At 46.7% G+C, this 353-nt stretch carries 1 pseudogene; it reads right to left on the bottom strand.

The features are described 5' to 3' along the window. Positions 1-326, bottom strand: a pseudogene (locus tag CSR02_RS02060) (MFS transporter); the annotation flags it as partial. Positions 327-353 lie beyond the last annotated feature (27 nt).

The raw sequence follows: 353 nt of genomic DNA, 5'->3' as shown, positions 1-353 counted from the left end.
TTTGAATGCATCAGTGTAAAGACAGTAATTGATGATCCTAATGCGAAAATTGATGCCACAAGAAGTGCTACAGCAAAACCATAAGAGAAAGCATGATGTGCATGCTGAATGGCGATTTCTCGACTTGAACCTTCTAAACCGGAAATAGCACTGGGTAGATCACCGGCGACGATGGCATCGGCGAAGTCTGATGGATGATGGCAGCCACTGCCACATCCAAAGGCGGCAACCCATTTCCTTACCATTGTTGCGAGTATGCCGCTAAGCATGGCAAAACCAAGTAAAATCCCGGAAAATCGTGATGTCGTACTGATCCCTGACGCCATGCCAGATCGTTCTTTTGGCACAACACT

Origin of the sequence: Acetobacter pomorum (assembly GCF_002738225.1) — a bacterium.
Taxonomy (GTDB): Bacteria; Pseudomonadota; Alphaproteobacteria; order Acetobacterales; family Acetobacteraceae; genus Acetobacter; species Acetobacter pomorum.
Note: the sequence above shows the minus strand (reverse complement) of the source record. Positions and strands in the feature narration are given on the sequence as shown.